The 25,462-nt window shown below is 72.6% G+C and carries 22 protein-coding genes and 2 pseudogenes; 1 reads left to right on the top strand and 23 read right to left on the bottom strand.

All coding sequences use genetic code 11. The features are described 5' to 3' along the window. Positions 1-94 precede the first annotated feature (94 nt). From ACIQU3_RS12300 to ACIQU3_RS12220, 17 genes and pseudogenes are all read right to left on the bottom strand, one after another. Positions 95-1,597, bottom strand: coding sequence for a peptide MFS transporter (locus ACIQU3_RS12300; RefSeq protein ID WP_403734428.1), 1,503 nt, complete (start codon positions 1,595-1,597; stop codon positions 95-97). Between the two features lie 6 nt (positions 1,598-1,603). After that, the gene (locus tag ACIQU3_RS12295) at positions 1,604-2,422 is read right to left on the bottom strand and encodes an SAM-dependent methyltransferase (protein ID WP_403924669.1); all 819 of its coding nucleotides are present in this window, start codon (positions 2,420-2,422) and stop codon (positions 1,604-1,606) included. A gap of 38 nt (positions 2,423-2,460) precedes the next feature. Then, positions 2,461-3,732 (bottom strand): cytochrome P450, encoded by a 1,272-nt coding sequence (locus ACIQU3_RS12290; RefSeq protein ID WP_403734435.1) that lies wholly within the window; start codon positions 3,730-3,732, stop codon positions 2,461-2,463. A gap of 2 nt (positions 3,733-3,734) precedes the next feature. Further along, positions 3,735-4,142: an antibiotic biosynthesis monooxygenase family protein gene (locus ACIQU3_RS12285; protein WP_403924666.1), complete on the bottom strand. Its 408-nt coding sequence runs from the start codon at positions 4,140-4,142 to the stop codon at positions 3,735-3,737. Continuing rightward, complete coding sequence (locus tag ACIQU3_RS12280) at positions 4,139-4,465, bottom strand: antibiotic biosynthesis monooxygenase family protein (RefSeq protein WP_403734441.1); 327 nt, start codon at positions 4,463-4,465, stop codon at positions 4,139-4,141. Before ACIQU3_RS12280 ends, ACIQU3_RS12285 begins: the two co-directional genes overlap by 4 nt. Before the next feature lies 1 nt (position 4,466). Continuing rightward, positions 4,467-5,216: an SDR family NAD(P)-dependent oxidoreductase gene (locus tag ACIQU3_RS12275; RefSeq protein ID WP_403734444.1), complete on the bottom strand. Its 750-nt coding sequence runs from the start codon at positions 5,214-5,216 to the stop codon at positions 4,467-4,469. A gap of 29 nt (positions 5,217-5,245) precedes the next feature. Then, positions 5,246-5,962: pseudogene (locus tag ACIQU3_RS12270) on the bottom strand (SDR family NAD(P)-dependent oxidoreductase); the annotation flags it as partial. 30 nt (positions 5,963-5,992) lie between these two features. Beyond that, positions 5,993-6,442: pseudogene (locus tag ACIQU3_RS12265) on the bottom strand (SRPBCC family protein); the annotation flags it as partial. After that, complete coding sequence (locus ACIQU3_RS12260; protein WP_403734445.1) at positions 6,442-6,705, bottom strand: acyl carrier protein; 264 nt, start codon at positions 6,703-6,705, stop codon at positions 6,442-6,444. The gene ACIQU3_RS12260 and the pseudogene ACIQU3_RS12265, both read right to left, overlap by 1 nt. 116 nt (positions 6,706-6,821) lie before the next feature. Continuing rightward, entirely contained in the window at positions 6,822-8,180 is a 1,359-nt protein-coding gene (locus tag ACIQU3_RS12255) for a ketosynthase chain-length factor (protein ID WP_403734448.1), read from the bottom strand. After that, positions 8,177-9,463 (bottom strand): beta-ketoacyl-[acyl-carrier-protein] synthase family protein, encoded by a 1,287-nt coding sequence (locus ACIQU3_RS12250; RefSeq protein ID WP_403734455.1) that lies wholly within the window; start codon positions 9,461-9,463, stop codon positions 8,177-8,179. The genes ACIQU3_RS12255 and ACIQU3_RS12250 overlap by 4 nt, the downstream gene beginning before the upstream one ends. Next, the gene (locus ACIQU3_RS12245; protein ID WP_403734458.1) at positions 9,460-9,891 is read right to left on the bottom strand and encodes a cupin domain-containing protein; all 432 of its coding nucleotides are present in this window, start codon (positions 9,889-9,891) and stop codon (positions 9,460-9,462) included. The genes ACIQU3_RS12250 and ACIQU3_RS12245 overlap by 4 nt, the downstream gene beginning before the upstream one ends. Continuing rightward, entirely contained in the window at positions 9,888-10,259 is a 372-nt protein-coding gene (locus ACIQU3_RS12240; protein WP_403734461.1) for a TcmI family type II polyketide cyclase, read from the bottom strand. Before ACIQU3_RS12240 ends, ACIQU3_RS12245 begins: the two co-directional genes overlap by 4 nt. Before the next feature lie 158 nt (positions 10,260-10,417). Continuing rightward, complete coding sequence (locus ACIQU3_RS12235; protein ID WP_403734466.1) at positions 10,418-12,361, bottom strand: BTAD domain-containing putative transcriptional regulator; 1,944 nt, start codon at positions 12,359-12,361, stop codon at positions 10,418-10,420. Between the two features lie 310 nt (positions 12,362-12,671). After that, complete coding sequence (gene asnB, locus ACIQU3_RS12230; RefSeq protein WP_403734469.1) at positions 12,672-14,543, bottom strand: asparagine synthase (glutamine-hydrolyzing); 1,872 nt, start codon at positions 14,541-14,543, stop codon at positions 12,672-12,674. Then, positions 14,540-15,073, bottom strand: a complete 534-nt coding sequence (locus ACIQU3_RS12225; RefSeq protein ID WP_403734472.1) for a hypothetical protein — start codon at positions 15,071-15,073, stop codon at positions 14,540-14,542. Before ACIQU3_RS12225 ends, asnB begins: the two co-directional genes overlap by 4 nt. Further along, the gene (locus tag ACIQU3_RS12220; RefSeq protein ID WP_234750083.1) at positions 15,070-15,519 is read right to left on the bottom strand and encodes a DUF1772 domain-containing protein; all 450 of its coding nucleotides are present in this window, start codon (positions 15,517-15,519) and stop codon (positions 15,070-15,072) included. The genes ACIQU3_RS12225 and ACIQU3_RS12220 overlap by 4 nt, the downstream gene beginning before the upstream one ends. 223 nt (positions 15,520-15,742) lie before the next feature. Here ACIQU3_RS12220 and ACIQU3_RS12215 point away from each other — a divergent pair, with 223 nt between their 5' ends. Continuing rightward, positions 15,743-17,320 (top strand): FAD-dependent monooxygenase, encoded by a 1,578-nt coding sequence (locus ACIQU3_RS12215; protein ID WP_403734479.1) that lies wholly within the window; start codon positions 15,743-15,745, stop codon positions 17,318-17,320. A 242-nt stretch (positions 17,321-17,562) separates the two neighbouring features. Here ACIQU3_RS12215 and ACIQU3_RS12210 read toward each other — a convergent pair whose 3' ends face one another. The 6 genes from ACIQU3_RS12210 to ACIQU3_RS12185 form a co-directional block, all read right to left on the bottom strand. Then, on the bottom strand, positions 17,563-19,170 hold the full coding sequence (locus ACIQU3_RS12210) for an FAD-dependent monooxygenase (protein WP_403734482.1): 1,608 nt from the start codon (positions 19,168-19,170) through the stop codon (positions 17,563-17,565). Further along, positions 19,167-20,207: a methyltransferase gene (locus ACIQU3_RS12205; RefSeq protein WP_403734484.1), complete on the bottom strand. Its 1,041-nt coding sequence runs from the start codon at positions 20,205-20,207 to the stop codon at positions 19,167-19,169. Before ACIQU3_RS12205 ends, ACIQU3_RS12210 begins: the two co-directional genes overlap by 4 nt. A 192-nt stretch (positions 20,208-20,399) precedes the next feature. After that, on the bottom strand, positions 20,400-21,998 hold the full coding sequence (locus ACIQU3_RS12200; RefSeq protein WP_403924719.1) for a DHA2 family efflux MFS transporter permease subunit: 1,599 nt from the start codon (positions 21,996-21,998) through the stop codon (positions 20,400-20,402). Between the two features lie 204 nt (positions 21,999-22,202). Next, positions 22,203-23,180 (bottom strand): zinc-binding alcohol dehydrogenase family protein, encoded by a 978-nt coding sequence (locus ACIQU3_RS12195; RefSeq protein ID WP_403734488.1) that lies wholly within the window; start codon positions 23,178-23,180, stop codon positions 22,203-22,205. A gap of 156 nt (positions 23,181-23,336) precedes the next feature. Further along, on the bottom strand, positions 23,337-24,314 hold the full coding sequence (locus ACIQU3_RS12190) for a zinc-binding alcohol dehydrogenase family protein (protein WP_403734491.1): 978 nt from the start codon (positions 24,312-24,314) through the stop codon (positions 23,337-23,339). 95 nt (positions 24,315-24,409) lie between these two features. Next, positions 24,410-25,411 carry a methyltransferase gene (locus ACIQU3_RS12185; protein ID WP_403734493.1) on the bottom strand — a complete coding sequence of 334 codons (1,002 nt, stop codon included), beginning with the start codon at positions 25,409-25,411 and terminating at the stop codon, positions 24,410-24,412. Positions 25,412-25,462 lie beyond the last annotated feature (51 nt).

The following is a 25,462-nucleotide window of genomic DNA, read 5'->3' as shown; positions in this document are numbered from 1 at the left end:
CCAACGACAGTACACCGAAGCCTGAATTCATAAACGTATGGATTCAGCCTGGGGTGGTCGGGTTCTGATCGCCTCGCGTCGTCTTCTTCGGGCTTCACATGCCGGGGCCGGCCGGCAGGGCCAGCAGGCGGCGCAGGCGGGGCGTGGCGACGGCCAGTGTCGTGCCCACCGACAGGACGAAGCCGCCCAGCAGCAGGAAGTACACCGTCGGGGACAGCACCGTGGTGAGGCGGAAGAGCTGGCCTCCCGCCACCACTCCCACCGCTCCGAACAGGCCGTTCACCGCGAGGAGGCGGCTGGTGCTGCCGGGGGGCGCCACCGTGGCGGCCAGGGCCAGGCCCGCGGGGGCCAGTGCGACCTCGCCGCAGGAGTAGAGGAGGTAGACCACCAGCAGCCACTGCGGGCCGACCGGGCCGTGTTCGGCGAGTCCGGCCGCTATCGCCATCAGGAGGAAACTGACGCCCGCTGTGATCAGCGCGCCCGCGAACTTGACCGGTACGTCCACCCGCGGTGCCCGGCTCCAGAGCCGGGCGAAGAGCGGGGCGACCAGCAGGACGAAGAGCGGGTGCACGGACTGGAACCAGCTGGCGGGGACCTCGAAGCCCAGCACGTCCCGGTCGGTGTGGCGCTCGGCGAAGAGGCTGAGCACCGAACCGCTCTGCGCGAAGATCATCCAGAAGGCGGCCGAGGCTGCCATCAGGACCGTGAAGCCGGCGAGGCGGCGCTTGTGGAGCGTGCCCCCCGCATGGGTCCGGCGCAGCGAGCGCAGGTACCAGAACGGGAGGGTGACCGTGGTGAGCCCGAGGACGGCGAGCACCGCGGGGAGCGGGAGCAGCCCGCACGCCACCGGCACCACCAGGAGCGCGCCCACCACCCCCGTGGCCCACGCCGCACGCCGGAGCATCGCGGCGGCCTCGGGGCGCGGAACGGGATGCGGCGGACGCGCGCCCACGTCCCCGTACCGGCGCAGGCCGAGGGCGAACTGGATCAGCCCCGCCGTCATGCCGAGGGCGGCCGCCGCGAAGCCCAGGTGCCAGGCGACACGCTCGGCCAGCAGCCCGGTCACGACGGGGGCGATGAGCGCGCTGACCTGGATGCACATGTAGAAGAGCGAGAAGGCCGCCTCGCGGCGGTCCTTCCCGTCCCCGCTGACGCCCGCGACCATGGCCGCCATGGCCGGTTTGACGAGGCCTGTTCCCGCGACGACCAGCAGCAGACCGGCGTAGAGCGAGCCGGTCACCGGCAGGGCGAGCACCGCGTGGCCACAGGTGATCAGCACGCCGCCGAGCAGCACGGCCCGGCGCGCGCCCAGCACCCGGTCGGCGAGCCATCCGCCCGGCAGCCCGGCCATGAAGCCGATGGACATGTAGGCCGCGAAGATCGCGGTGGCCGTCTGCGGCGCCATGCCCATGCCGCCGCGGGCCTCGGAGGCGGTCAGGTAGAGCACCAGGATCGCCGCCATGCCGAAGAAGCTGAACCGCTCCCACAGGTCGACCGCGAGCAGCGTGCCGAAGCCGGGCCTGGCCCCACCCGTTCGCGGTGATGCGGCGGGCGGGGCGGCCGGTGCGGAGTCTTGCGGGGTGAGGGAGGTGTCCACCCCCGGTCACCCAGCCGGTTTGAGCGCCACTCCGGCCAGCATCGCGAGCCCCGGGTCGGGGGTCTCGGCCGGTTCGGGGCGCCACAGCGGGGCACGCACGACACCGGGCTCCAGCAGCTCGAAGTCCTCGAACAGCGCCGCGAGTTCCCGGTTGTCGCGCCAGATCACCCGGCTCACGGCGCCCCGGTACTGCTCGGCCGCCTCCGGCGCCGTCCTCGGGACCTCCTCCGCACCGGCGTGCGAGATGACCAGGGCGCTGCCGGGTGCCAGCCGCTCGGTGTACTGGCGCACCAGGGCGAGCGGATCGTCCTCGTCGGGGACGAAGTGCAGGACGGCGGCGAGGATCAGCGCGACCGGCCGGTCGAAGTCGATCAGCCGGCGGGTGTCCTCCGCGTCGAGGATCTCCCGGGACTTGTACAGGTCGCCCTGGAAGACCGCCGCTCGCGGTTCGCCGGTGAGCAAGGCCCGGCCGTGCGCGACGGCCACCGGGTCGATGTCGACGTAGACGACCTTGCTGTCCGGGTGGGCGGCGAGGGCGATGTCGTGCACGTTGCCCTCGGCGGGGATGCCGGAGCCGATGTCGAGGAACTGCCGTATGCCGAGCGCGGACAGCTCGCGCACCGCGCGGCGCAGGAAGGCGCGGTTGGCCCTGAGGGTGGCCGGGAGGTCCGGGTTGCCGGCCGCGACCTTGCGGGCGAGTTCGCGGTCCACGGGGAAGTTGTGGGTGCCGCCGATCCAGTGGTCGTAGACCCGGGCGATGCTCGGGGTGTCGATGTCGACCTCCGGCGGGGCCCAGGAGGGGCGTTGGGTGTCCTGACGTTCCACGGGTGTGTCCTCCAAAGGGGGCGGGGCGGGATCGGCGGTCACGCCGTGAACACCGGGAGTTCCTCCAGGCCGCGCATCATGAGGCTGCTGCGCCAGCGCAGTTCGTCCGGGTCCACGGCGAGCCGCAGCCCGGGCAGGCGCGTGAACAGGCGGCTGAGGACGATCTGTCCTTCCAGCCGGGCGAGCGGGGCGCCCAGGCAGTGGTGGATGCCGTGGCCGAAGGCGACCGAGGCGGTGTGGGAGCGGGTGATGTCCAGGCGGTCGGGCTCGGGGTAGCGGGCCGGGTCCCGGCCGGCGGCGCCGAGCGAGATGGTCACGAACTCGCCCTCGGGGATGGTGACCGAACCGACCTGGACGGGCTCGGTGGTGAACCGCCAGGTGGCGTTGGTGACCGGCCCGTCGTAGCGGAGGAACTCCTCGACGGCCGCGGGCCACAGCGACTGGTCCGCCGCGAGCTGTCCCCGCACCTCGGGGTGGGTGAGCAGGGCCAGGGTGCCGTTGCCGATGAGGTTGACCGTGGTCTCGTGGCCGGCCACCAGCAGCAGGAAGGCCATGGAGATCAGTTCGTCCGACGAGAGCTGGTCGCCGGCGTCCTGGGCGTGCACGAGGTCGGTGAGCATGTCGTCGGCCGGATCGGCCCGCTTCGCCTCGATGAGCGCCTTCAGGTACGCGATCATCGACGCGCTGGCCTCGCTCACCTCTTCGGTGCCGGCACCGGAGACGAGCAGGTTGGACCAGCGGCGGAAGGCGGCCCGGTCGTCCGGGGGGACGCCGAGCAGCCAGCAGATGACCGTGAACGGCACCGGGAAGGCCAGCGCCTCCATGAGGTCCGGCCGATCCTGCCGGGCCATGGCGTCCAGCAGTTCGTCGGTGAGCCCGGTGATGCGCGGCCGCAGCGACTCGACCCGGCGGGCGGTGAAGGCCCGGCCGACGAGCCGGCGCAGCCGGGTGTGGTCCGGCGGGTCGCTGTCCAGCATGTGCACGCTGAGGACGTGCGGGAACTGGCTGCGCTCCCCCGCTTCCGCGAGGAACCTGCGCTGCTTCTCGGGGTCGGTGAAGTTGCGCGGGATGAGGTCCCGGCCGACCCGCATGTCCTTGCTCAGGCGGGGGTCGGCGAGCAGGGCCCGGGCGTGCTCGTAGCCGGTGACCAGCCAGGTGCGCAGGCCGTTGGGTGTCGTCACGGGCACCGCGGGCGCGGTCTTTCGCAGGCCGGCGAGCGCGTCGTGCGGGTTCTGATGGAAGTCGGGGGTGAACAGGTCGGTGGGCGGGCCGGCCGGTGGGGCCGTGTGCCGGGCGTCCGTGCGGGCCATGCTCAGACTCCTTCCTTCTCCTTGGTGCCGGCGGGGGCTACGGGGGTGGCGGCCCGCTGCCCCGCCCGCTGGGCGTCGGCTACGGGAGTCGCGGCCCGGTCGCCCGCGTACGCGGCGAGCTCCCGGTAGATCTCGAAGGGCCGGTCGCGGCCGGTGTCGCGCAGCGGGCGCAGCGGGGCGGTCTGGTCCTTGTGGGCGGGGCCGCTCTCCCAGGCGGTGAACGCCTCCCAGTCCGACCAGCGGCTGACCACGACGTAGGAGCGCGGGTCGCCGAGGGCGTGCAGCAGTTTGTTGCCGAGCAGGCCGGCGGTGCCCGCCATCCGGCGGCTGGCCTCGTGGTAGGCGGGCAGGACCCGGTCCGGGTCGTCGCTCAGGTGGTAGAGCACGACCTCGACGGCGCCGCCGGTCACGAGGCCGCGCCGGACAGGGCGGCGACGACGTGCATGGTCGTCATGGAGCCGCCGCTGCGGTACGGGTGCAGTTTCTGACGGTGTTCCAGATGCCGGTCGCTGGTCTCGAACGCGCGGAACAGCGGCTCGTTCACCCAGTCGCTGACGATGTAGTAGACGCCCTCCTCCTCGGCGCTGCGGGACAGCCACTGGCCGAGGTTGGCGGGGTGGCTGGTGACGGAGTCGCCGACCTCCAGCCACACCTTCTCGAACTCGGCCTCCATGCCGGGCTTGATCTGCATGCGCAGCGTGACCCGGAAGATCTTCTCGGTGGGTTCGGGCATGTCAGATGCCTCCGTCGACGTTGAGGGTCTCGCCGGTGATGTAGGCGGCGGCGTCGGAGAGCAGGAACAGGACCGGGCCGGCGAGTTCCTCGACGGTGCCGAGGCGGGCCAGCGCGGTCTTCTGCGCGTAGGTGGCGCGCAGTCCCGCCGCGCGGTCGGCGGGCATGGCGGCGAAGGCCTCGGTCTCGATGACACCGGGGGCGACCACGTTGACGCGGATGCCCTTGGGGCCGAGTTCCTTGGCGAGCGAGCGGGTCAGTCCGATCATGGCGGCCTTGGCGGCGGTGTAGTGCGCGCGCAGGGGTATGCCCGCGGCGGCGCCGCGCGAGCCGATGTTGACCACCGAGGAGCCGGCGCCGAGCATCGGCAGCGCCTGGTGGATGATCCGGTAGGCGGCGGTGAGGTTGGTGTCGAGGATCCGCGACCACTCGTCGGCGGGCAGCTCCGCGAACGGGATGTGGCTGATCACGCCCGCGTTGTTGACGATGCCGTCGAGCCGTCCGTAGCGGTCCTTGGCCTCGCCGACGAGCCGGTCGACCTCGGCGGTGTCGCCGACGTCCGCGCGGATCACGTGGTGGTCCCCGGCCGTTTCCTTCAGTGCGGCGGTCAGGCTGTCGACGGCCTCGCTCTCCTGCCGGTAGCAGGTGAGGACGTCGGCACCGGCCCGGGCCGCGGCGAGGACGATGCCCCGGCCGATGCCGCGGGTGCCGCCGGTGATGAGCAGTTTCCTGCCGTGCAGTGCGAGTTCCACTGGGATTCCCTCCGTGGCTGGGACGCGGCTCAGACGCAGCCGTCGACGTGGATGTTCTGACCGGTGACGTAACCGGCGTGGTCACTGACGAGGAACAGCACGGTCCGGGCGATGTCGTCGACGGTGCCGAGCCGGCCGAGCGCGGTGAAGGAGGCGAAGACGGCGCGCTGCCGCTCGGCCTCCTCGGCGGGCAGTTCGTCGAGCGCCTCGGTGGCGATGCGGCCGGGTGAGACGGTGTTGACGCGGATGCCGCGCGGTCCGAGCTCCCGGGCCAGCGAACGGGTCATGCCGACCAGGGCGGACTTGACGGCGGTGTAGTGGACGCCGCCGGTCATGCCGATGAAGGCGACCGTGGAGCCGATGTTGATCACCGAGGAGCCTGCGGAGAGCAGTGGCAGGGTGCGCCGGGTGACCAGATGGGTGGCGGTCAGGTTGCCCTGGAGGGTGGCGGCCCACTCGGCGGGTGAGAGGTCGGCGTAGGGCTGTGGACGGAACGTCCCGGCGTTGTTGACGACGGCGTCCAGTCCGCCGAGGCTCGCCTCGCACGCGGTGACCAGCCGGTCCACGTCCGTCTCGTCGGCGGCGTCGGCCCGCAGCACCTGGTGCTTGCCGGGGGTGCCGGCGAGTTCCTCCTCCAGGGTGGCGACGGCGTCGCCGGGGGTGCGGTAGCAGGTGACGACGTCGGCCCCGGCCCGGGCAGCGGCGAGGACGATGCCCCGGCCGATGCCGCGGCTGCCGCCGGTCACCAGGACGCGTTTGCCCTGGAGTTGACGGCCGGCCCGGGCGGCGGTCTCCACCTTGGCCTTGATCAGCCGCATCTGGACGGCGGTGTTGCGGTTGAGCCGGGCGGTCATCCCCGCGTCGTCGATCGGCGCGTCGGGCTTCATCGCGAAGTCCTGGATCCAGCGCATCCGCACGCCGCCGGGCACCTCCTCGTACTCCCAGCGGATGTTCATGTACGCGAAGGGGCCGGTCTCGACGCGGCGGGCCTCGACGGTACGGGTGGCGGGGTCGGGGGTGCGCTCGGAGACCCAGCTCCAGACCGTGCCGTTCTCGTCCGGGTGCAGGGCGAGGCGGAAGGTGACGGTGTCGCCGTCCCGGCCGAGGATCTCGGCGGAGGCGTACTCACTGAACAGCCGCGGCCAGGCGGCCACGTCGTTGGTCATCGTCCACACCAGGTCCATCGGTGCCTCGACGACGATCGCGTTGTCGGTGTGTCCTGCCATCAGACGCGGGCCTCCGTGAGCCGGGCGCGGACGTGGGCGAGGGCCTCGCGCGGGGTCTGGGTGTGCGCCAGGTCGCCGTCGGGGATCTGGATGCCGTACTCGCGCTCGATGCGGTTGACGAGCTCCAGCAGGGCCAGCGAGTCGTAGCCGAGGTCGGCGAACGCGGTGTCGGCGAAGTGCTCGCCGTCCAGGTCGGTCTGCTCGTCGACGCCGCCGCTGGCCCGGAGGATGCGGCGCACGTCGTCCAGGGTGAACTCCGGCATGGGAATCCTTTCGTGGGTGGGGTGTGTGCTGCGGGCGCGTGGGATCCGGTCGGCCGGTTCCCCGCGCCCCCGTGCGGGCCGCGCCCGCGTATGCCGGTCGGTCGCCGGTGAGCCGGTCACCTCCTGAGGGCGTCGCGGTCGCCGGCGCCCACCAACAGCGCGGAGGCGAAGCCGCCGTGCCCGCGGGCCAGGACGAGGGCGGTGCGCGGGTCGGTCTGGCGGGGGCGGTCGAGGACGAGGTCGATCTCGCAGCCGGGGGCCGGGCGGCCGAGTCCCGCGGTGTGCGGGACGACCCCGGCGCACAGGGCGAGCAGCGCGGTCGCCACGTCCAGGGCGGCGCCGCCCGCGTAGAGGCGCCCGGTGAGGGTCTTCGGCGCGGTCACCGGCACCCCGCCGGGGCCGAACACCTCGGTGAGGGCGCGGGCTTCGGCGAGGTCCTCGGCGGGTGTGCCGGCGGCGTCGGCGAAGACCATGTCGACCTCGCCCGGGGCGAGCCCGGCGTCGGCGAGTGCCCGCCGGATCACGGACACCAGCACGGAGTGCCGCGCGGTGGTGCGGCTCGCCGCCGGGGTCTGTGCCGCAGCGCCCTCCGGCGCGGGAGGCCGTGGGACGCCCTCCGCCGTGGACGGCGACCCACGGCGGACGGCGTCCGCGGTGGGGTCGAACCCGGCCGCGTAGCCCAGGAGTTCGCCGTACGCCGGGACCCCGCGGGCGTGAGCCGCCTCGGCGCTCTCGACGACGAGCATGGCGCCGCCCTCGCCCGGGACGAAACCGGAGGCGGCCGCGTCGAAGGGCAGGTAGGCGCGGGCGGGGTCGTCCTCGGTGGACAGCCGGCCGGTGGACAGCTGCGCCACCAGGCCGTACGGGCACAGTGAGGCGTCGGTGCCGCCACTGAGCACCAGCCGGGAGCCGGTGTCGAGCAGCCGCCGGGACTGGCCGAGGGCGTCGAGGCCGCCGGCCTGTTCGCAGCAGATGACCCCGCAGGGGCCGCGCATGCCGTGCCGGATGGAGACCTGGCCGGTGGTGGCCGCGTAGAACCAGGCGATGGACTGGTAGGCACCGACCCAGGAGGAACCCTTCTGGTAGAGGTTCTCCATCTCGTGCTGGCCGAACTCCGTGCCCCCCGAGGAGCTGGCGGTCACCACCGCCATCTCGTACTCCGGCAGGGTCGCCGGGTCGGCGGCGGCGTCCGCGAGGGCGTCCTCGGCGGCGGCCAGCGCGAAGTGGGTGAAGCGGTCGGTCTGCGGGACGAGCCGTCCCGGCACCTGTTCACGGGCGTGGAACCCGGGGACCTCGCCCGCCACCCGGACGGGGTAGCCGGTCGGGTCGAAGCGGGTGATGCGGCCCAGGCCGCTCTTGCCGGAGACCACCGACTCCCAGTGCCGGACGGCGCCGATCCCGGTGGGCGCGACCACACCCAGCCCGGTGACCACGGACCGGCCGCGCCGGCCGGGGCGTATGCCGGAGGCGCTCATGCCGCCTCCCCGTGGGCGAGGGCGGGCCGGCCGAGGACCATCGCCGTCTGGAAGCCGCCGAAGCCGCTGCCCACGCTGAGCACCCGGTCCATGCGGTGCTCGCGGGCCGTCACCGGCACGTAGTCGAGGTCGCACTCGGGGTCGGGCGTGGACAGGTTGGCCGTCGGCGGGACGACCTGGTGGCGCAGGGCGAGGGCGCAGGCGGCGATCTCCAGGGAGCCGATGGCGCCGAGCGAGTGCCCGATCATCGACTTGATGGAGCTGACCGGCACCTCGTGGGCGCGCTGTCCGAGACTGCGCTTGAACGCGGCGGTCTCGTGCCGGTCGTTCTGCTTGGTGCCCGAGCCGTGCGCGTTGATGTAGTCGATGCCGTCCGGGCCGATCCGCGCCCGGTCCAGGGCGACCCGGACGGCCTCGGCCATCTCCCGGCCGTCGGGCTTGAGTCCGGTCATGTGGAAGGCGTTGCTGCGGCCGGCGAAGCCGAGGACCTCGGCGTACACGGTGGCGCCGCGGCGCCTGGCCGACTCCAGTTCCTCGATCACCATGACGGCGGAGCCCTCGCCCAGGACGAAGCCGTCACGCCGTCCGTCGAAGGGCCGGGAGGCGTGTTCCGGGTCGTCGTTGTTGGCGGTGGTGGCCTTGATGGCGTCGAAGCAGGCGGAGGTGATCGGCGACAGCGGCGCGTCGGTGGCGCCCGCGAGCACGATGTCGGCCGTGCCCTCCTCGATCAGCTGGACGCCGTGGCCGATGGCGTCCAGGCCCGAGGTGCAGCCGGTGGAGATCAGCGCGACCGGCCCCTCGGCGCCCGCCTGGCGGGCCACCTCGACGGCGAGGGTGCTGGGCACCATGTAGCCGTACAGGTGGGGGACGCCGTAGCTGTGGTCGACGAGCCAGTCGCGGCCGCCGTCGGAGAGGACCGCGTACTCCTCCTCCAGGCCCATGGTGCAGCCGACGGCGCTGCCGATGCTGACGCCGATGCGTTCGGGGTCGGCACCGGGCAGTTCGATCCCGCTGTCGGCTACGGCCTCACGGGCGGCGACGACCGCGAACTGGCCTGCCCGGTCCATCCGCCGGGTCTCCTGGGGGGTGAGCCCCGCGGCGAGCGGGTCGAAGTCGCACTCAGCGGCGACCCGTGAGCGGAACCCCGCCGGGTCGAACAGGCTGATGCGGCGGGTGGCGGTGCGTCCGGTGGTGAGCAGGTCCCAGTAGGCGTCCCGCCCGATCCCGCCGGGCGCGACGGCTCCCACACCGGTGATGACCGCGCGTCGGGGTCCGGACGTCATCGGGCCGCTCCCACATCGGGGTTGCCCGCGGACGCGTCGAGCGGCTGTTCGGTGTCGACGTGGCCCAGTTCGGGTCGGGGCGCGAGCGGGGAGAGGTGGAAGACCGCCTCGGCCGGCACGGTTCCGGTGTTCACCAGGCGGTGGCGGACCCCGATCGGCACCAGCAGCGAGTCGCCGGGACCGAGGGCGACGGGCGTGCCGCCGTCCAGCGTCATCTCCAGCCGGCCCTGCACGACGTGCAGGAACTCCTCGGAGTACGGGTGGAGGTGCTCGGTGACGTGGTGGCCGGGGGCCAGCCGCAGGACGCCGCCGAAGCCCGAGGTGCAGCCCACGGTCTTGGGGCTCAGGGTGACCCGGATGTCGCCGCCGCGCTTGGTGTTGGCGGCGACCTCGTGCGCGGAGACCCGGGTGGTGGCGGGGGCGTTCATCGGGCACCGCCCAGGTTCGCCGAACGCGGGGTGCTGGTCTGCGGGCCCTCCTGGGGCGTCCAGGAGTAGAAGGGGACGGCCATGGCGTCCTTGGGCTCGCGCCAGTCGGGGTCGAAGGGCGAGATGAACTGGCCGAGCCGGGTGTTGATCTCCTCGTAGAGCGGGTGGCTGCGCGCCTTGTACAGGTTCGGCGCGATGTCCTGGTCGGCCTCCACCAGGTGGAAGTACAGGTTGTGGAACGCGAACAGGGTCCGCCTCGACACCCCCACCAGATGCGGCAGTTCGGTGCTGTCCGAATCGGCGAAGACCTGCGCGACGCCCTCGGCGTCGGCGAGGTCCATCCTCGCCACGATCAGCGTTCGGTGCACGATGTCCTCCCGGCTTGTCGGTGCTGTGTTCACCCTGGTCGGCGGGGGTCGAGACGCTCTCGAAGGCGCCTGGAGAACCGCTGGCGCGCCGCGGGCCGACGGTGCACAGCACGACGGCCCGCCGCACCCGGGGGTGCGGCGGGCCGTGAGGGGTCCCGTTACCGGCGGACGTCGGCCTTCATCAGGGTGACGCCGGTGCCGCCGACGACACCGGCGCCGACCATCCGCGCGTGCGGTACGTCGCCCGCGGGCGCGCCCCGTGACAGCAGGATCAGGGCCTGCCGGGTGAGCCGGGGCACGGAGTACAGCAGCCGGGCGTCCGGGGTCAGGTGCTCCTGTACGAGGTGGACGTCGACGAGGTATTCGAGGAGTGTCTCGGCGTCCCCGATGCCGGGGCGCAGCCGGGTCACCACCTCGTCGAGGCTCCATCGGGGACGTTCGCGCTGGAGCAGCAGGTGCAGCAACTCCCGTGACGGGGCGGGCAGGTGCCGGTGGCTGGCGGCCACCGTGGTCATCAGCGACTGGGTGCCGTCGGGGAGTTCGAGCAGCATCCGGGGATTGCCGCGCAGCCGCATCGCCAGCCGGGACGCCGACCAGCCGGGCCGTGCGGTGAGCCGGCCGGCCACCGCCCTGATCGCCAGGGGCAGTCCCTCGCACAGTCCCGTCAGCTCCTGCACCGCCGTGGGGTCCTCCTGCCGGGAACGCTCCCCGGCGACCCGGTCGTAGAGCTGGAGGGACTCCTCCGGGGACAGGGCGGGCAGGACGATCTTGCGGCCGGTGGACAGGCTGTGCGCCCGGTAGCGGTTGGTGGCGATCACCGCGCAGCCGGATCCGCCGGGCAGGACGGCGCGGATCTGGGAGGCGGTGAGCGCGTCGTCCACCACGACGAGCACCCTGCGGTCGGCGGTCCAGGTGCGAAAGAGCCTGCTGAGTTCGTCGAGTCCGCTGGGCTGTTTCTCGCGCTGGACGCCGCAGGCGGTGAGGCAGGCCGACAGCACGTCGGCGAGCTGCTGGGCGCCTTCGCCCACGGCGGACAGGTCGATGAAGAGCTGCCCGTCCGGGAAGCGCGGCCGCAGCCGGTGCGCGGCGCGCACGGCGAAGGCGCTCTTCCCGACCCCGGGCGGGCCGTGCACCTCCACCACCCGCATGCCGGTGCTGGGCCGGTCCGCGCCGAGGAAGGTCTCCAGCTGGTCGAGTTCGCGTTCCCTTCCGACGAAGTCACCGCTGTCGGCGGGCAGTTGGGCCGGACCGGGTCCGAGCCGCCGACCGCCGGGCGCGGACTCGGTCTTGGCCGGGGCCGCCCCCCTGAGGTGACCGCGGTCGGCGAGCACCTCCTGGTGGAGGCGCTGGAGCTGCGCGGAGGGCTCCAGCCCGAGTTCCTCGACGAGATGGCTGCGCAGGGTGCGGAAGGTGTTCAGGGCGTCCGGGCGGCGGCCGCAGCGGTGCAGGGCCCGCATCAGCTGCCCGGCGAACGCCTCGTGGGTGGGGTGGGCGCGGAAGGCCTCGGACAGTTCGTCCAGGACGGCGTGGTGACGGCCGAGTTCGAGCTCCAGGGAGAAACGTTGCTCCAGCACGCTCTTGCGGCGTTCCTCCAGCTGGGTCGACCAGGCCGACAGCCGGCGTCCGGTGCTGACGTCGACCAGGGCTCCGCCGTACCACAGGGAGAGGGCCGCCTTGAGGGTGAGGGCCGCCTCCTCCCCTCCCGCGCCGGTGCGCAGTTGTGCCATGCCCTGTTCGGTGAGCTGGTCGAACCGGTAGGCGTCCACCGACTGCTTGTCGTCCAGCCTCAGTTCGTAGCCGCCCACCCTGGTGAGGATGGCGGGGCAGCCGTGCGGCGGGCGGGATCCGAAGGGCGCACCGTGCTGTCCGGTGGCCAGGAGCAGTCTGCGGCGCAGTTGATAAATGTAGGTTTGCAAGGTGGTCAGCGCGCTGAGCGGCGGGTGGTCCTCCCACAGTTCCTCGCACAGCTGGTCCACGCTGACCAGCGAGTTGGCATTGAGCACCAGCAGGGCCAGCACCTGACGCAGCTTGGGGGCCGACGGTGTGACGTCTTCCCCGTTCCTGCATATTCGCATGGAGCCCAGCAGACCGATCTCTATCACTGCATTCCCCCTGAGTGAGCCGCCTGTGTGGGGGGCGGCCATCGGCTTTTCACCTTCCTGCGTCACTCATTTTTCAGCGAAGCACCGAACACCCGAAGAGGCAGGGAAAATTACCCACCCTTTACTCGGGGAATTACGCTTCGCCGGAAAAGAAGTTGAAACCAGCAATATCCCTGCGCACGGTGACGACAAAAGTGGAAACCGAATACCACATTCTCGTTCTTCACCTTCCCACATCCTATGCTTCGCGCACATGGATGACAAGGTGCACATTTATGCGCGGTTGTGTGCGCAGGGGCGCCCGCCCGGCTCACACGTCGAGTTCGACCCCGTACTCCGCGAGCCACGTGTTCAGCTGGAGCACCATCTCCATGCTCGCCCGTTCCACCCACGCGAAGGCACCGCTGGGGGCCGCCGCCGTGCCCAGCGCCACCCGGGTCGCCTCGGCGTCCAGCAGCGGGGCGACGGGCGCCGTCCGGTCCGCTGCCACCTCCCCGAAGCGGTGGCGGACGAACTCGCCGTACGCGGCCTCCTGGACGGTCGGGTAGGCGCTCTTGGGCCGGTTGAGCACCGGCTCCGGCAGCAGATCGGCGACCGCGGCCCGCAGCAGGCTCTTCTCCTGGCCGTTCACCCGCTTCCACTCGGCCGGCACGTTGTAGACGTACTCCACCAGCGCCCGGTCGCAGAACGGCGGGCGCAGCTGCACCCCGTGCGCCATGCTCATCCGGTCGGCCCGGTCCAGATGGGTCGGGGCCCACCGGGTCAACGCCAGGTAGGTGACCTCGCGCGCCCTGCGCTCGGCGGGCGTCTCCCCCGCGACCTGCGGGACCTCGGTGAGCGCGTCGCGGTAGTGCTGGTCGGCGTACTCCATGAAGTCCAGCTCCTTGCGGAGCGTACGGTCCACCAGTGAGCAGCCGAGACCGCCGGCGGCGGCGTCGTGCCCGCGCTCGAAGGAGACCCACGGGAACGTCGTGGAGTTGCTGTGGGCCGGGTCGTACGCCCAGAAGTAACCGTTGAACACCTCGTCCGCGGTCTCCCCGGAGAGCACCGCCGTGATCCCCGCACCCCGCAGCGCCTCGAAGAACAGCAGCAGCGAGACGTCCATGTCGCCGAGCGGCGAGGGCGCGTCCTGGCTGCGCAGGGCGGCGGCGTGCGTCCGCGGGTCGGCGAGCGCCGCCGTGTCCAGCAGGATCTCGGTGTGTGCGGTTCCGATGTGTTCGGCCGCGAGGGCCGCGTACGGGGCGTCGGGGGTGGCGCGCATCGTCGGGTGCGGCTCGAAGTTCTCCGCGTAGCCGGAGAAGTTCACCGAGAACGACCGGAGCCGGCCGCCCCCGGCCCGCCGCTCACGCGCCGCGAGCGCGGTCAGCGTGCTGGAGTCGATCCCCCCGGACAGCATCGCGCCGACCGGCACGTCCGCCCGCAGGTGGGTGGCGACCGCCTCCGACAGCAGTCTGCGCACGGTGGCGACGGTGGTCTCCAGGCCGTCGCTGTGCGGGCGGGCGGGCAGCGACCAGTAGCGACGATGACCCGTGCCCGGCGCCCGCACGGTCATCGTGTGGCCGGGCAGCACCTCACGCGTGCCCCGGAACACCCCGGTGCCCGGCTTGCGGCTGTGCGCGAACAGCTCCCGCAGCCCGTCGGCGTCGACCACCGGCCGGACCGCAGGGTGCGCCAGCAGCGCCTTGGGCTCCGAGCCGAAGACCACACCGGAGGGCGTCAGGAAGCAGCACAGCGGCTTCACCCCCAACCGGTCGCGGACCAGCAGCAGTTCCTGCCTCCGTACGTCCCACACGGCCAGGGCGAACAGGCCCTCCAGCCGCTCCGGGAACGCGGCACCCCATTCCAGGTAGGCGCGCAGCGCCACCTCCGCGTCGTCCTCACCGGTGAACCGGTGCCCCCTCGCACCCAGTTCGCGGCGCAGCTCCACCCGGTTGGTGACGCACCCGTCCAGGGTCAGCACGGCCACCGGGCCGCCTGCCTCCGTCTCCACGAGGGCCGGACCGCCCGTGCGGCCCGGGCCGGTCAGGGCGAGGTGCCGGTGAGCCAGCGCGGCATGGCCCTCGATCCACTCGCCGGAGCCGTCCGGGCCGCGGTGCGCGAGCGCCGCGGCCATCGCCCGTACGGTGGGCGCCTCCGGTGTCAGGTCCCGCTCGAAGTCCACCCAGCCGGCGATTCCGCTCATCGTGGCGTCCTTTCGCTCTCCGCGTGTGATGTGGGTGCGCTGTTCTCCTGCGGGGCGCGGGTGAGGAGGGTGACCTCCACGAGGGAGAGCCCGTACCGGGCGACCGCCTCCCGGAACTCGCCGAGCCCCGGCACCCCTTCGCCGCGCACCGCGATGCCCAGCCGGCGTGGGGCCTCTTCCCCGTAGCGGCGGTACAGCTCCAGATAGCCGCGCGCGGTGCGCTCCGCGTCGCCGACCAGCGCGAACCGCACCGGCCGCCGCCGGCCCCGCCAGGTCAGCTCGCCCGGCGAGCCGCCCGCGAAGTTGTGCCGCCAGCCGCTGCCGGTCGCCACCACCAGCGCGCCACCGAGGGAGTGCACCCCGGCGGGCACGGTGTACGGCCGCCCGCTGTGCCGTCCCGTGAAGTGCAGCAGCGCGAGCCGCTCGGCGACCGGACCGGGCTCGGGACGCGCCAGCAGCTCCCGCATCCGGGCATCGGCCGCCGCCCGTTCCGGTCCCTCCGGCAGCCGGCGTACGACGTCGGGGCTCATGACAGCACCACCGCGGCGGCCGTCAGCGCGCAGCCCGCGATGGCGAGGACGGTGCGCACCAGGTGCCAGCCGCGCCAGGCCGGACGGGGGTCCCGCCAGCCGGGGCCCAGGTCCTCGGGCCGGGTCCGCTTGACCGTCCGGTTGATCGGCACGTTCCGGGTCTGGGACACCACGGCCACCCCCGCCATGCACAGCGCGGCGACCGCGAACAGCACCCGGGGGCCGCCCGACGCCCGTACCGCGAACCCCACGTCCACGGCCGTGGAGCCGGTGACGATGAACGGCATGATCCGGTCGTAGCGTCTGCCGAGCAGGATGTGGGTGGACACGTACCGCTCCGGGGACATCGCCACCAGCGCGGGCATCACGCTCACCGCGACCGCGAAGAGCACCCCCGCCACCAGGCCGGTGCCCGTCAGCACCAGCACACTCAAAGCCTCCACCACCGCTTTCGCCCTCCTTCGAGCCGTGCGACGTCCTTCTGGCCCCGCGCTGTCCTGCGTGCTGGCCCGAAACTGTCAGCCACCCCTCGCACGAGACTCGAATCCGCCTGGGAGCACACCGCTTCGCGCGGGTTCCGCTCACCCGCGCCGCGAGCCCGCCTCGAGGCGCCGGGTGTTGCATCGGCCCGCCGAACCGAACGCAATCCATACCCTTCGAGGAGCCGGAATGGCGGACGAGACGACCGAAGTACTGATCGTGGGCGGCAGCATGGTGGGGCTCGCCCAGGCCCTGTTCCTCGCCCGGCAGGGCATCCGGCCGCTGCTGGTGGAGCGGCACGCGGAGATCTCGGCACACCCCCGGGCGCAGGCCGCGAGCCCGCGGACCATGGAGCTGCTGCGCGCGCTGGGCCTGGAGGAGGCGGTACGGGCACGGGAGAACCCGCACGCCCAGTACGGCGACATCCTCCAGGCCGAGTCCCTGACCGGGAAGGAACTCGGGCGGTTCGACGGGCCGTTCCGCTTCGACCGCCACGAGGTCGGCACCACCGGCTGGACCCTGATCGGGCAGGACCGTCTCGAACCGGTGCTGCGGGAGCGGGCCGAGCAGCTCGGCGCGGACATCAGGTTCGCCACTGAGATGACCGGGTTCACCCAGGACGCGGACGGCGTCACGGCGGTGCTGCGCAGTGCGGGCGACGGCGCCGAACGGACCGTGCGGGCACGGTATCTGGTCGCCGCCGACGGCTCACGGGCGCCGATCCGCACCTCCCTCGGCATCGGCCACCACGGGCCGGGCGTGTTCGGCGGACAGATGAACATCGTCTTCCACGCCGACCTCGACCCGTACGTGGCGGGGCGCACCTTCTTCCTCTGCTTCGTCAGCAACCCGACCGTCAAGGGGGTGCTCGGCAAGCTCGGCGGCGCGGACTCCGACCGCTGGGTGCTCGCGCCGAGCCTGCCGCCCGGGGCCGACCACCGCGGCTTCGGCACCGAGGAGTGCGTGGAGCTGGTGCGGGCCGCGGTGGGCGTGGCCGGTCTGCCGGTGACGGTGGAGTCCGCGACGAGCTGGGAGATCGCCGCCTGGGTGGCGGACCGCTTCCGCTCCGGACGCGTGCTGCTGGCGGGCGACTGCGCACACGTCATGCCGCCCACCGGGGGGTTCGGCGGCAACATGGGCATCCAGGACGCGCACAACCTGGCCTGGAAGCTCGCGCGGGTGCTGCGCGGGCAGGCGGGCCCCGGCCTGCTGGACACCTACGAGCAGGAGCGGGCCCCGGTCGCCGAGTTCACCGTCGACCAGGGCGTCATCCGCTACCTCCAGCGCAGCGGCCTCGACGAGGCGGCCGCGGCCCGGCACCGCCCCGAGAGCACGGTGCTGTTCGGGCACGTGTACCGGTCGGACGCGGTCCTGCGCGAGGCCGGCGACGACGACACCGCCGTGGTCGAGGACCCGACGGCCCCCACCGGCCGCCCCGGCACCCGCGCTGCGCACCTGCCCCTGGTCCGTGAGGGCAAGGACATCGCCCTGCACGATCTCCTCGACGGCGACTTCTGGCTTCTCACCGGCCCGGACGGCACCGTCTGGCAGGAGCCGGCGGCCGCGCTCGGTCTGTCCTTCCACCGGGTGGGGGCGGAGGAGTCCCCCGAGGTCGTCGAGCGTTTCCTCGGCCGCTACGGCGTCGAGGAGAGCGGTGCGGTGCTGGTCCGGCCGGACGGGTTCATCGCGTGGCGTTCCGGTGCGGCGGTGGGTGAGCCTGCCGGGACGCTGACGGCGGTGCTCGATGCGGTGTTGCGGCGTGCGTGAGCGTTCTGTTCGGGGGCGGGGTGGGTTGTCGGGCGGCTGCGGCACCGTCGTGGCCGATCGCGCAGTTCCCCGCGCCCCTATGGGTGCGCTTCGCGCCCCATGAAGCGGCCGCGGTGCTCCTTCTCTGAGCACCGCGGCCGACCTGTGCACGCGAAGCGGGCGTCAAGGGGCGCGGGGAACTGCGCGACAAGCCACGAACTGCCCGCAGCCGCCCGACCACCCCACACGCCCCCCCGTCGCGCCTAGACCCGGTCCAGAATCCCCCGCAACGCGGCGATCGCCGCCTGGTCGAGAGGCCCGCCGCGCCCCGCGGTCGTGCGCCACCCCACGAACCCGTCGGGCCGCACCAGAACCGCGCCGCCGGCAAGCAGCCCGTACCGTCGCCGGAAGGACCCGTCCTGGTCCCACAGCCGCGTCCCCCGCCCGATCCGCACGACCTTCAGCCCGGCCCCGAGGCGTTCGGCCTCCTTCTCCACGGCCCCGGTCCACCGGCCCGCCGCCTCGTCCACGAGCAGGGTGAACCCGTCGCCGTACAGATCGGTGACCGACACCGGCCCCTCGGGCCCGTCGAGCCGCAGGTGCGGGGCCCGCGCGCCGGGCCGGGCGCCGGGGTGCTCGGGGTCCTCCAGGATCGCGTCGGGCGCCCCGTCCTCCGCGGCGAACGCGCCGGAGCGGTAGCAGTACCCGAACGTCATGGTCGTCTCGTCCACCAGCTCCGCGGCGACCTCCTGGTACTGCTTGCCCTCGCGGACCGCGAACCGCAGCATGGCCTGCCGCACGGTCTCCTCGGCCACCGGCCGCCGCTCCGCGTCGTAACTCTCCAGCAGCCCGGGGCCGGCCGTGCCGTCGAGCACCAGGGCCAGCTTCCAGGCCAGGTTGTACGCGTCCTGGATGCCGGTGCTGGCGCCGAACGCGCCGGTGGGCGGCATCACGTGGGCGGCGTCCCCGGCGATGAACACCCGGCGCGTAGCGAACGTGTCCGCCACGCGTGCGGAGATGTCCCACGCGGGCATGTCCACCGACTCGATCTTCAGCGGCAGGTCGGGCACCCCGACCGCGGCGCGCACCAGGGCGGTGCACCGCTCCTCGGTGAAGTCCTCGGCGCGCTGGCCCTGTTCGGGGAAGAAGGAGACGTTGATGACCCACCGGCGGTCGTTGTCGATGGGGATGATCGTGCCGCGCACCTCGGGGTTGTTGACGTAGGCCGCGATGATCCGGCGGCCGCGCAGCGCCTCGGTCAGGTCGGCCTCGAAGAAGAAGCTGACGAGGTTGGTGATGGTGCCGCGGCCGTGCGCGCCGATGCCCAGCATCTCGCGGAGCGGGCTGCGGCTGCCGTCCGCCGCGATCACGTACCGCGCCCGGATCCGCGAACTCTGCCCGGTTGACCGGTCGGTGACGTGGGCCAGCACCCCCTCCGCGTCCTCCTCGAGCGCGTCGACCCGGGTGGAGAAGCGGACGTCCACCCCTGCTTCGACGGCCCGCTCCCGCAGGATCGGCTCCAGCTGGTTCTGGTCGATCAGCGTCCACTGGGTGGGGCTGATCCGGCCGATGTCCTCCGGTGAGGCGCTGGGCATCCGTACGCGTTCCTTGCCGGCGAGGCTCTCGACGTGCACCAGGTCGGTGTTGCCGGAGATGGGCGAACGCCCCGCCCGGACCCGTTCCTCCATCCCGACCGCGCGGTACAGCTCCATCGTCCGCGGGTTGATGGCCCGGGCCTTGGGGTGGGTGGAGGTGTCCGGGTGGCGTTCCACGAGGGTGGCGGCGACGCCGTGATGAGCGAGGAAGACGGCCGCGGACAGTCCGGTCAGCCCGCCCCCGACGATGAGGACGGGGGTGGTGTGCGACGTCATGCTGTCTCCTTGTGGGCGGTGACCAGGGTGTGGGTGCCGAGCAGGGGCTGCGCGTCGCCGTCGGTGAAGCCGGCCCCGCGCAGCCAGGACCGGCAGTCCGCGATCCGGTACTCGGAGCCGTCGGGGCTGACCAGCCGCATGTGCAGGCTGCTGAGCAGCCGCTCCGGGTCGCTGCGGTCGTCGTCGATCATCCGGTCGTAGACGAGGACCGTGCCGCCGGGCCGCACCGCCTCGAAGACCCGGCCGAGCAGCTCGCGCCGCCGTGCGGTGTCGAAGCCGTGCAGGATGTGCCCGAGGACGACGACGTCGGCCGGCGGGATCGGGTCGGTGAAGAAGTCGCCGCCGGCGAAGGCGACCCGGCCCGTCAGGCCGAGGGCCTCGATGTGCTCGGTGAACAGCGGCCGGGTCCGCTCCAGGTCGAAGCAGGTCGCCTTCAGGTGCGGGTGCTCCCGCACCAGGACGGCCGCGAGGTTGCCGCGGGCGCCGCCGAGGTCGACGAAGGAGGAGTGGCGGCCCCAGTCGGGCCGCCGGGCGAGTTCGGCGCCCATCCGGTCGCTGTAGGCGTCGAGTCCGGCGAGGAACCGCTTCATCTTGGCGGGGTCCTTGTGCCGGTCCCCGACGAAACCGCCCTTGTCCGGGTCGAGGTGCTGCGGCTCGCCGGAGCGCATCGCCTCGGTGAGCCGGCCCCAGGTGCCGTACAGGGTCTCGTTGGTGAGCTCGACGAAGCCGCCGAGGTACGAGGAGGAGCCGGGCACCAGATAGGCCTGCGCCAGCGGGGAGTTGCGGTAGCCGCCCGCCGTCCGCTCCAGCAGACCGAGCCCGGCCAGCGCGTCCAGGAAGTCCGGGACCATCCGGTGGTGCGTCCCGGTGCGGCGGGCCAGTTCCGCCGCGTCGGCGGGGCTCTCGGCCAGCGCGCCGAACACGCCGAGGGTCACGGCACTGTGCAGCACCTTGGCGGCGCAGTCGGCAATGGTCAGCCGGATCAGTGGTCCGGGGTCGACCGCCGGAGCCGTCTGCGGGTCTTCGGTCGTTGTCACACGAGCCTCCTGGTCTGCCTCTGCCTGTTCTTCGGGCTGCGTCCTGTGTCGTACGGCTGTGCAGTGCCGACGATGGTCGCGAGCCGTCGATTCGGGCTCGAAGGGCGCTGAAGGGAGGCCCAGGCGGGACGCGCACACGTGAGCCGCCGTCCCGTGCGGGACGGCGGCTCACTGCCGGTGGCCGGGAGGCGTTCAGCTCTCCTCGGCGGCCCTCTCGTGTTCCCGGTGGTTCCCGGCCTGGTGCTCCTCGCCCTGGTGCTCGCCGCGCAGCGGCAGGTTCTTCATCGTCAGGGCGGCCAGCAGCCCCAGCAGAAGGACCGGTACGGCGGTGAGGAACACGGGGGTGAGCGCGGCGGCGTAGGACTGTTCCACGGCGTTGCGCACGGGCTCGGCGAGCCGGTCCAGTGTCTCGGTGGAGGACAGCGCGTCGTGGTCGATGCCGCGCAGCGCGCCCGGCGGGGTCCGGTCGGCGATCTCCTCGGTGAGCCGGTTGTAGAAGATCGAGGCGAACAGGGAGATGCCGACGGTGGTGCCCAGTTGCCGGGCGAAGGACACGGTGGCGTGGACCGCGCCGATGTCGTCGCGCGGGGCGGTGTTCTGCGCGGCCATGGTGAGGACCTGCATGTTCAGTCCGGCGGCGACACCGAAGACCAGCATGTAGGCGATGACCACGGTACGGGGGGTCCCGGTGTCCATGGTGGCCAGCAGCAGCGCCCCCACGATGCCGGTGGCCATGCTGAGCACGGGGTACCACTTGTAGCGCCCCGTCTTGGTGATCGCCGCTCCGCTGACGACGGAGGAGGCGACCAGGCCGAACATCATGGGCAGCAGCACCACGCCGGACATGGTCGGGCTGGCGCCGGTGACCACCTGGATGTAGATGGCCAGGAAGTTGACCGAGCCGAGGAAGACGATGCCCGCCGCGACGCTCACCAGCACGCTGACGCTGAAGGTGGAGTCGCGGAAGAGGTGCAGCGGGATGACGGGTTCGGGGGCCCGGCGCTCGGCGGCGACGAACGCCACGGCGAGCAGCACCGCTCCCACGGCGAGCCCGAGGATCCGCCAGTCCAGCCACTCGTACTTCACTCCGCCCCAGCTCGCGGCCAGGGTGAGGGCGACGATGGCGGCGCTGAGCAGGACGAACCCGGTGTAGTCGATCCGCGCGACGCGGTCGGCGCGGGGCAGGTGCAGGCAGGTGGAGACCAGCACCAGGACGACGATGCCGACGGGCAGGTTGATCAGGAAGACCCAGTGCCAGCTCAGCAGGTCCGTGAGGGCACCGCCGACGGCGGGCCCGGCGAGCGCCGCGAGGGCGAAGACGATGCCGAAGAGGTTGAAGTACTTGGCGGCCTCGCGCGGGTTGAACAGCTCGCCGATGATGGCGAGCACGGAGACGAAGAGGCCGCCGGCGCCGATGCCCTGCACGGTGCGGAACAGGATGAGCTGGTCCATGGACTGCGCGGCGCCGCTCAGTGCGGAGCCTGCCAGGAACACCGTGACGGAGATCAGGAAGATCTTCTTGCGGCCGAAGAGGTCGCCGAGCTTGCCGTAGACGGGCGTGGTGACGCTGGCGGCGATGATGTACGCCGTCGTCACCCAGGCGAAGACGTCGAGGCCGCCGAGGTCCCCGACGATGCGGGGCAGCGCGGTGGCGACGATCTGCGAGTCCAGCATGGCCAGGAAGACGGCCAGCATGCAGGCGGTGATGACGGGTTTGATGCGGGTCTCGGGTGCGGAGCCGACGGTCGTGAGCGGGCCGTCTGCCCCTGTGGTCCGGGAGGGCACGGTGATTCGCCTTTCGGGCTGGAGTGGGTGCCATCCCCGTCCCGCGGGCCGTGGTCGGCCGGCGTCGCTGCGGTGTGGGATCCGTCAGGGGATTGCTGTGGACTGCGCCGTACGGCACGAGTGCCTCTCGTGCCGTACGGCGAGTGGCCGGTCCCGAACGGGGGACACGTGACCGGCCACGTCGGTCGGGAGGCGGTGGGTCGCCCCGCGTCAGGGGACGAGGACGACCTTGCCGAGCTGGGCCCGGGCCTCCATGAGTTCGTGCGCCTTGACGGCCTCGTCGAGGCCGAGCCGCTCGTGCACGATCGGGCGCACCTTGCCGTCGGCGATCATGTCGAGCAGGTCGCGCTGTCCCGCGGCGATGGCCTCGGGCTTGTTGTAGAGCATGGCGTACAGGGCGAAGCCCGCCACGGTCTTCATCCGGCTGAGCATCAACGGGTGGATCGGCTGGATGTCGCCGCTGGCCGAGCCGTAGAAGACCAGCCGGCCGAACTGGGCCGTCAGGGCGATGGACTTGGTGAGGATGTCCCCGCCGACTGTCTCCAGGACGACGTCCACGCCCCGGCCGTCGGTCGCGGCCCGGACCTGGTCGTCCCAGTCGTCGTCGGTGTAGTTGACGGTGACGTCGGCACCGAGGTCACGGACGAAGTCCAGCTTGGCCTGCGTGCTGGCGGTGGCGATGACCTTGCCGGCGCCCATCGCCTTGGCGATCTGCACGGCGAGGTGTCCGACGCCCCCCGAGGCGGCGTCGATCAGGATCGACTCCCCGGCTCTGAGCTGGCCGGACTCCTTGATGGCGTGGTAGGCCGTCTGGGCTGGGCTCGGCAGCAGGGTGGCCTCGGCCGCGTCCATGGTGTCCGGGATGGTGATGGCCCAGGCGGCGTCGGCGGTCACGTAGTCGGCGTAGGCGCTGTGGTCGACGTCGACGACGACGCGGTCCCCGACGCTCAGGTTGGTGACGCCTTCGCCGAGTGCCTCGACGATGCCGGCGACATCGCCGCCGGGGGCGCCGGGGAGCGTGGCGTGGCCACCGATCGGGATGCCCTGGCGGCGCTGGACCTCGGCGAACGTGACGCCGACGGCCTCGGAGCGGATCAGCACTTCGCCCGGTCCGGGCTGCGGCTTCTCCGCCTCTTCGACACGCAGCACCGAGGGGGCGCCGTGCTCGTAGTGGCGGACGATTCGCATGGTGTTCTCCCAACTAGGAGGTGTTGTCGAGCCGCGGGAGGTCGTCGCGCGGCTCCGCCCAGGGATCCGGGTTACATGGTGTGGAACAATTACATGTGGTCATGCATGCACTTGTCAACCGCACATCAGTGATTCGATGCACGGCCTGAGGGGATGTCAGGGAACGAGGACCACACGGCCCAGCTGGGAGCGCGACTCCATCAGCTCGTGCGCGGCCGCCGCGTCCTTCAGCGGCAGCTCCGCGTGGACGACGGGACGCACGGTGCCGGAGGTCACCATGTTCAGCAGGTCCCGGGCACCCGCGGCCATGGCGTCCGGCTTGGCGCCCATCACGCCCCACATGCTGAAGCCCATGACGATGCGGTTGTCGAAGATGTCGGCGACGTCGATGGCCGGCAGCTCGCCGCCCGCCGCGCCGTACACCACCGTCCGCCCGAACTGGGCGGTGAGATTCACGGACTTGGTGAGGATGTCGCCGCCGACGGTCTCCAGGGCCACGTCCACGCCCCGGCCGCCGGTCGCGGCACGCACCTTCTCGTCCCAGCCGTCCTCGCCGTAGTCGACGGTGACGTCGGCGCCGAGCGAGGCGGCGAAGGACAGCTTCTCCGCTCCGCGGGCGGCGGCGATGATCTGGCCCGCGCCGAGCGCCTTGGCCATCTGGACCAGCAGGTGCCCGATGCCGCCCGCGGCGGCGGTGATCAGCACGCTCTCGCCGGGCTGGAGCTTCGCCGCCGTGACGATCACGTGGTAGGCGGTCTGGCCCGGGATGGGCAGCGAGGTGGCCTGGCCGGGGTCGATGCCCTCGGGGACGGCGAACAGCCAGTCGGCCTGGGCGACGACGTACTCGGCGTACCCGTCGGCGGCGACGCCGGTGACCACGCGGTCACCGACCTTCACCTGGTCGACGCCTTCGCCGAGCTGCTCCACGACACCCGCGACGTCACCGCCCGGCGAGCCCGGCAGTTCGGCGGGACCGCCGACCGGGATGCCCTGACGGCGCTGGCACTCGGCGAAGTTGACGCCGACCGCCTCGGCGCGGATCAGCACCTGGCCGGGGCCGGGGGTGGGCTTCTCGGCCTCTTCGAGCCGCAGCACCGAGGGGGCACCGAACTCGTGGTGTCGGACGATACGCATGGACGTACTCCTCTTTTTCGTTCGTTCACTTGCGTGCCCGGCGGGACCTCGCCCTGCCGGGCACTAGGGGGTTTCAAAGGGGGGCGCGGGCGGGATCAGGCCCGGGTGAGTTCGACGAGTGAGCGCACCGGGCCCAGGTCGACCACACGGCGCAGGGCGAGCCCGGCGTCGGCAGCCAGCTCGCGCAGCTGATCGGTGGTGCGCATTCGCCCGCCCAGGTAGATGAGCATCCGCAGGTCGAGATCCGTCTGGTCGGTCTGCACGTCGAGGAGGCCTTCGAGGACCATGACCCGGCCGCCCGGGCGGACGGCCTCGGCGCAGCGCCGGAGGATCTCGGCGGCCCGGTCGTCGGGCCAGTTGAGCAGGACGTTGGACAGCAGATACACGTCGCCGTCGGCGGGCAGCGGATCGAAGAAGCTGCCGACCACGGCGCGGCAGCGCTCCTGGAGGCCGGCGGCCGCGAAGTCCCGCTCGGCCGCCGCCGCGGGCGCCTCCAGGTCGAGCAGGGTGCCGTGCGCGCCCGGGGTGGCGTCGACCACGGCCGCGAGCAGGTCACCGCTGCCCCCGCCGACGTCCACGACATGCCGGACGGACTCCCAGTCGCCCTTGGCCAGCAGTTCGGGGACGACCCAGCGCATGCTCGCCGCCATCCGCCGGGCGAAGGCCTCCGCGAGCGCGCCGTCCGACTCGACGTCCGTCCAGAACTCCTGCCCGTACAGCGCGGAGTAGACGGGTCCGCCGGTGCGCACGGCATCCAGCAGGCGGAACACCGCGGCCTCGCCGCGGCCGGTCGGGCCGTCCAGACGGAGCCAGTCGCGGCCCGACTGCGGGACGTCGTCACGCAGCAGGACACCGAGTTCCGTCGGTTCGTAGCCCCCGGCCGGGAGCGGGCGGTAGATCCCGGCGTTGACCAGGTGACCGAGGAGACGGCCCAGAGCGGTCGCGTCCACGTTCACCTCCCGGGCCAGCGCCTCGACCGTGACCGCGCCGGCGGCCATGTGGTCGGAGAGTCCGAGGGTGGCGGCCACTCTGATGGCCATGGGGGTGATCAGGTCGCTCTTCTCCAATAACTCCTGCGACCAGGGGGGATTGCTCACGGGTTCCTCTCACGGGCACGTGCGGTGTGGGGGGTGGGGAAGGCGGCCGCG

This window comes from Streptomyces sp. NPDC101110 (genome assembly GCF_044759525.1).
In the GTDB taxonomy this organism is placed as follows: Bacteria; Actinomycetota; Actinomycetes; order Streptomycetales; family Streptomycetaceae; genus Streptomyces.
Note: the sequence above shows the minus strand (reverse complement) of the source record. Positions and strands in the feature narration are given on the sequence as shown.

What these genes read in the sequence shown, in the direction of transcription:
- ACIQU3_RS12250 (WP_403734455.1), bottom strand. Translation starts at nt 9,463, where the DNA reads ATGACGTCCGGACCCCGACGCGCGGTCATCACCGGTGTGGGAGCCGTC.
- asnB (WP_403734469.1), bottom strand. Translation starts at nt 14,543, where the DNA reads ATGAGCGGAATCGCCGGCTGGGTGGACTTCGAGCGGGACCTGACACCG.
- ACIQU3_RS12260 (WP_403734445.1), bottom strand. Translation starts at nt 6,705, where the DNA reads ATGCCGGAGTTCACCCTGGACGACGTGCGCCGCATCCTCCGGGCCAGC.
- ACIQU3_RS12255 (WP_403734448.1), bottom strand. Translation starts at nt 8,180, where the DNA reads ATGAGCGCCTCCGGCATACGCCCCGGCCGGCGCGGCCGGTCCGTGGTC.
- ACIQU3_RS12190 (WP_403734491.1), bottom strand. Translation starts at nt 24,314, where the DNA reads ATGCGTATCGTCCGACACCACGAGTTCGGTGCCCCCTCGGTGCTGCGG.
- ACIQU3_RS12280 (WP_403734441.1), bottom strand. Translation starts at nt 4,465, where the DNA reads ATGCCCGAACCCACCGAGAAGATCTTCCGGGTCACGCTGCGCATGCAG.
- ACIQU3_RS12215 (WP_403734479.1), top strand. Translation starts at nt 15,743, where the DNA reads ATGGCGGACGAGACGACCGAAGTACTGATCGTGGGCGGCAGCATGGTG.
- ACIQU3_RS12195 (WP_403734488.1), bottom strand. Translation starts at nt 23,180, where the DNA reads ATGCGAATCGTCCGCCACTACGAGCACGGCGCCCCCTCGGTGCTGCGT.
- ACIQU3_RS12245 (WP_403734458.1), bottom strand. Translation starts at nt 9,891, where the DNA reads ATGAACGCCCCCGCCACCACCCGGGTCTCCGCGCACGAGGTCGCCGCC.
- ACIQU3_RS12290 (WP_403734435.1), bottom strand. Translation starts at nt 3,732, where the DNA reads ATGGCCCGCACGGACGCCCGGCACACGGCCCCACCGGCCGGCCCGCCC.
- ACIQU3_RS12210 (WP_403734482.1), bottom strand. Translation starts at nt 19,170, where the DNA reads ATGACGTCGCACACCACCCCCGTCCTCATCGTCGGGGGCGGGCTGACC.
- ACIQU3_RS12225 (WP_403734472.1), bottom strand. Translation starts at nt 15,073, where the DNA reads ATGAGCCCCGACGTCGTACGCCGGCTGCCGGAGGGACCGGAACGGGCG.